3 protein-coding genes are annotated in these 5,094 nt (G+C 49.3%); all 3 read left to right on the plus strand.

Going from position 1 to position 5,094, the window contains the following annotated elements:
* The first annotated feature begins 431 nt into the window (after nucleotides 1-431).
* The 3 genes from QZN42_RS09905 to QZN42_RS09915 all read left to right on the plus strand — a co-directional run bounded on the left by QZN42_RS09905 (nucleotide 432) and on the right by QZN42_RS09915 (nucleotide 4,878).
* Nucleotides 432-1,640: a PLP-dependent aminotransferase family protein gene (locus QZN42_RS09905; RefSeq protein WP_296957240.1), complete on the plus strand. Its 1,209-nt coding sequence runs from the start codon at nucleotides 432-434 to the stop codon at nucleotides 1,638-1,640.
* A 680-nt stretch (nucleotides 1,641-2,320) separates the two neighbouring features.
* A complete protein-coding gene (locus QZN42_RS09910) occupies nucleotides 2,321-4,030 on the plus strand; it encodes a Na/Pi cotransporter family protein (RefSeq protein WP_296957242.1) in 1,710 nt (569 codons plus the stop codon).
* A 2-nt stretch (nucleotides 4,031-4,032) separates the two neighbouring features.
* On the plus strand, nucleotides 4,033-4,878 hold the full coding sequence (locus tag QZN42_RS09915; protein ID WP_296957244.1) for a substrate-binding domain-containing protein: 846 nt from the start codon (nucleotides 4,033-4,035) through the stop codon (nucleotides 4,876-4,878).
* The last annotated feature ends 216 nt before the right edge of the window (nucleotides 4,879-5,094 follow it).

Consider the following 5,094-nt stretch of genomic DNA (forward strand, 5'->3'; position numbering starts at 1 on the left):
GGACTTATTTGACCCGTTCACGGGTCGCAAGCAATAATATGCAAGTGACAGAAGCACAAGCGCGTTAACGCGCAGCCGGTAATAAAAGGCCCTTGTGGCTGCATGTGAAGAACCACCAGCTATGCTGGTGGATTTCTTTTTCGTGGGAATTTTCAAAGGACCCGGGAACTCCGGCCCATGGAAAAATTTCCGCCAGGGACCATTTTATCTCGGACCCCGGACCACGAATCACGACATCTCTTATTTCCAAAAACCTTTCCCCTTATTTGACGCAATGATTTGACATCTCTTACCTGTAGTCTTACAATAATAGTATTACCGAGTAGATTATATTCGCTTGTGGCACAGGGGGGACCTGGGACTCAGGCTGTAATATAAAGTAGTCCGGGGCAGGATTTCCTGCCACCATAGTAGTAAAGGAGAGATTTTTTATGGCAATCCGTTTTTCTGAAGTTCTGGCAAAAATGAAACCGTCCGACATTAGTGCACTGCTGGCTCTGACCGCTCAGCCGGATATCATTTCTTTCGCTGGTGGTCTTCCTGCACCGAAGACTTTCCCGCTGGAAGAACTGACCGAAGTCGCTATCAAAGTCAGAAAAGAAGATGGCGCCGGCGCTATGCAGTATGGTCCGTCCCTCGGCTTCATGGGTCTCCGTCAGGCTATTGCTGACCGCATGAACCGTATGTACCAGCCCATGGGTATGGAAAAGGTAGATCCGAAGAACATCATGATCGTTACCGGCTCCCAGCAGGGCCTCGATATTACCGGCCGCGTATTCCTGGACAAAGGTGATGTCGTTCTCTGCGAAAGCCCGACTTATCTTGGCGCTATCGGCGCTTTTGATTTCGAACAGCCGAAATATATCGAAGTTCCCACCGATGATGACGGCATCATTCCGGAAGAACTGGAAAAAGTCCTCGCTTCCGAAGAAAAGGTTAAATTCATCTACGTCATTCCGAACTATCAGAACCCCACCGGCCGCTGCATGAGCCTGGAACGCCGCAAGAAATTCATGGAAATCGTAACCAAGTATGAAATTCCGGTATTCGAAGACAACCCCTATGGCGATCTCCGTTTCGAAGGCGAAGAAATCGCTCCGCTCGTTACCATGGATCCGAAACACCTCGTTATTTACTCCGGCACCTTCTCCAAGACTCTGGCTCCGGGCATGAGACTGGCATGGCTCGTCCTGAATGACCAGCTCCTCCCGAAATTCGATCTTGTCAAAGGCTCCACCGACCTGGCTACCCCGTCCGTAACCCAGCGTGAAGCAGCTATGTACATGACCACCTATGACTATGAAGGCCATATTAAAGATAACTGCAAACTCTATGGTCATCGCCGTGATGTAATGTGCAATGCCATTAAGAAATACTTCCCGTCCGACGTAGAATGCACCTATCCGCATGGCGGCCTCTTCCTGTGGGTAACCCTGCCGGAAAACTGCGATGCCCGCGAACTCTTCCAGTATGCTCTGGATAGAAAAGTGGCTTACGTTCCAGGTGATGCATTCTTCCCGGCATCCGGCAAACGCAACTACTTCCGTCTGAACTTCTCCTACAATGACGACGATGTCATTGAAGAAGGCGTAAAGAGACTGGCAGATGCCCTGAAAGCTTACTTGGCCGACAAGAAATAAGATTTGCAAACATGACGGATTTAATGATTCCGGGCATATGAGCTGATCGTGGTTCGTGTGTCGTGATTCGTGATTCGTGATTCGTGATTCGTGAAGGTAGACGCCCCTTTCGGGGCGTCTATTTTTGTGGGATTTTTTCCTCCTGCATTTTTCATTAAAAGGAAGCGGAAGGTGAATTAGCTTTTGAATCGGGAATATCGGGGATGTCGGGAGTATCGGGATTATCGGGGAGGTGGGCGCATCAGATTTAGAAGCGCCCTTCTTTGATTGGGAACGGAATCCCGGACGTCGATGACTGAAGGCTAACAGCTAATGGCTAACAGCTAATGGCTAACAGCTAACGGCTAACGGCTAACGGCTAACGGCTGACGGCTTTCCTTATTCCTTCTCAAAAGCGAGTTGACAAAATTTATCAATTTCCTGTATATCTACTTTTTCTCTTCTGCAAAAGGATAGTATGCGGCTTAAATCAGTATAAGAATTCAGAAGTTACCTGCACCTTTCGGTAGTAACACCCGCCGAATTTACGGATCGTATACAAGGGGCCCATGTATTCCTCATTTTTATTTTACACAGTTTTGACAGACAGTTTTCGAAACATGTACCAGCCGTTGATACGATGAAAACAAGCAAATGGTTCGTATTTCCCGGTTTCCATGGTTTGGAGAAAGGAGTTTCCTATGGATCCCAATTTGAAGATTTTCTTTGGCCTCATCGGCGGGCTGGCCATGTTCCTTTACGGGATGAATGGCATGAGTTCTTCCCTTCAGAAGGTGGCAGGGGAGAAGATGAAAAAAATCCTGGGCATGCTCACGAAAAATGCAGTGCTCGGGGCGATTGCCGGTATGCTCGTGACTTCGGTGCTCCAGTCCAGTTCGGCAACTACGGTTATGGTTATCGGATTTGTCAGTGCAGGCCTCATGACTCTCCCTCAGGGTATTTCCGTCATTTTCGGCGCAAATATCGGTACCACCATGACGGCCCAGCTCATGGCATTTAAACTTTCCGATTATATTTACCCCATTATTTTCATCGGCTTTATCATGAATTTCGTGGCCAAGTCGGAAAAGATGAAAAATATCGGTCTCGTCATTTTCAATTTCGGCCTTCTTTTTGAAGGGATCGAAATCATGGGCCACGTTATGAAACCTCTGGCAGGAAGTCCATTCTTTGTCGATATGATGGCAGAAGTGAAGGATATCCCGATTCTGGGTCTGGCTCTTGGTATGTGCATGACCCTGGTGGTTCAATCCTCTTCGGCAACCATTGCGGTACTTCAGAACTTTGCTGCCCAGCCCGGACCCGGAGGCGGTTCCCTTCTTGGCCTCACCGGGGCTATCCCGATCCTTCTCGGCGATAATATTGGTACTACCATTACGGCCCTCCTCGCCTGCATTGGTCAGTCCAAGAATGCCCAGAGAACGGCTGTGGCTCATTCGGTCTTCAATATTTCCGGATCTGTTGTTTTCCTCTGTATCATCCCCTGGTTCGCCCAGTTCGTCATGTGGGTTTCGCCAACAGGGCCGGAGCTGGACATTATTTCCAGACAGATCGCCAATGCCCATACCACCTTTAACGTTGTCTGCACCCTCGTATGGCTGCCGCTCCTGCCTGTGATGGTAAAAATTGTTAGATTTATCATTCGCGGGGAAGATGAAGTGGCACCGGGTGAATTTGATCCCCGCTACCTGGATGTGAAAATGCTTTCCCAGCCAGCAGCGGCCATGTACCTTGTTTCTCAGGAACTGACCCATTTGACTGAACTCACAGTGGGACTCATGGATAAACTGCAGCTCATCATTACTGGAAAAGGCGGCGACAAGGATAAAGCAGCCTTCACCATGGAAAAAGACGGTATTAAAGGACTTCATAAAAATATTGCCCAGTACATTACGGACCTCTTCTCCGAAGGCAGCCTGAACCGCCAGCAGGCGGAACAGACCGCAGGCCTTCTCATTGTGGCCAACCATATCAGCCATATTACGGAACGGATTGGAGAAGTATTCAATTTCACCCAGAAAGCGGCAGCTGATGGGAACCAGTTCTCCGATGACGCCAAGAAAGAACTCATCGACTGCCTCACCATGAATAAGGAAATGTTCTCAGAATCCATGGATGCCGTGAAGAACGGGGATAAAGATTCTGTGCAGGTACTGGAAAACAAAAGGGAAGAGCTTCACGATTTCCAGAAAGAAGCATATCATAACCATTTCCAGCGGATTCAGGATAATAAATGCAGTCCTGCCTTCACTGCCGCCTATGGAGGACTCCTGTACTCCATGGACCGTATGGCGGATAACTGCGTCAGCATTTCCGAGGAAGCCAATCCGTCCGCTTCCTTCGTAGAACTGGGAAAGGGCGCCAAAGAAGCTCCGAAGAAGGAGGGATAACCATGAAAAAGAAATGGTTAGTACTTCTGGCAGCACTTTCCGTATCCCTTGCGATTTCCGGCTGCGGTGGTAAGACGGGCCCGAAAGTGGATCTCTCGGGCATGGGTGAAATTCACGCGGTAGCCCGCGAAGAAGGCTCCGGTACAAAGAATGAATTCGACTCTATGACCGGCATTTCCGATGAAGTGACGAAGAATCACGCAAAGTCCACGGAAGAAGCCATGAAACAGGTGGCTTCAGACAAAAATGCCATCGCCTATGTGGCCTTCAATGCAGTCAAAATCCAGCCAAAGGGCATCAAAGTGGTTTCCGTGGATACCATCGAACCGACAGATGAAACCATCGGTAGTGGGAAATATCCATTGACCCGGACCTACTATCTCTGCTGGACCGGAGACCGGACACCGGCAGAGGCGGATTTCATCAAGTACATCCACACCGCAGGCCAGGGATTCGTGCCTCATTATGCCGTGCCCATTTCTGCCCCGGCCACTTTCCTTTCCGATAAACCCGCAGGAAATATAAAAATCGCCGGCTCCACCTCCATGGCAGAACTGGTGAAAGACCTTTCCGGCAAATATATGGAAAAAAATCCCGCTGTCAAAATCGATATCGATGTGACAGACTCTACCAAAGGGCTGACTTCTGCCATCCGCGGAGAAGCAGATCTCGCCATGTCCTCCCGGCATCTGAAGAGCTATGAAGCAGAACTCCTCCAGACCGAACCGGTGGCAAGAGATGGGATCGCCATCATCGTCAATGCGGAAAGCCCGGTCCAGAGCCTTTCCAAAGACCAGATTCAGGGGATATTCTCAGGGAAATGGAAGGAATGGAAAGAGATTCAGTGATTTGACCTGCGTTCAGGACGGGAATGGTTTGCGACAGTTACGGTATTCGTGAATTAGCAAACCACGACATGGGACTGCAGAGACAATTCCGTCTTGTTCGTGGCTCGTGATTCGTGAAGGTGGCGGCCTGATGGCCGCCATTTTTTGTGTAAAGAAAACCCCCGGATAGTCCGGGGGTTCAGTATTAGCTTTAGCGGTGATTTTCCAAAGACTAAA

Origin of the sequence: uncultured Dialister sp. (genome assembly GCA_900314595.1) — a bacterium.
Classification (GTDB): domain Bacteria; phylum Bacillota; class Negativicutes; order Veillonellales; family Dialisteraceae; genus Dialister.

What these genes read in the sequence shown, in the direction of transcription:
- QZN42_RS09915 (WP_296957244.1), top strand. Translation starts at nt 4,033, where the DNA reads ATGAAAAAGAAATGGTTAGTACTTCTGGCAGCACTTTCCGTATCCCTT.
- QZN42_RS09905 (WP_296957240.1), top strand. Translation starts at nt 432, where the DNA reads ATGGCAATCCGTTTTTCTGAAGTTCTGGCAAAAATGAAACCGTCCGAC.
- QZN42_RS09910 (WP_296957242.1), top strand. Translation starts at nt 2,321, where the DNA reads ATGGATCCCAATTTGAAGATTTTCTTTGGCCTCATCGGCGGGCTGGCC.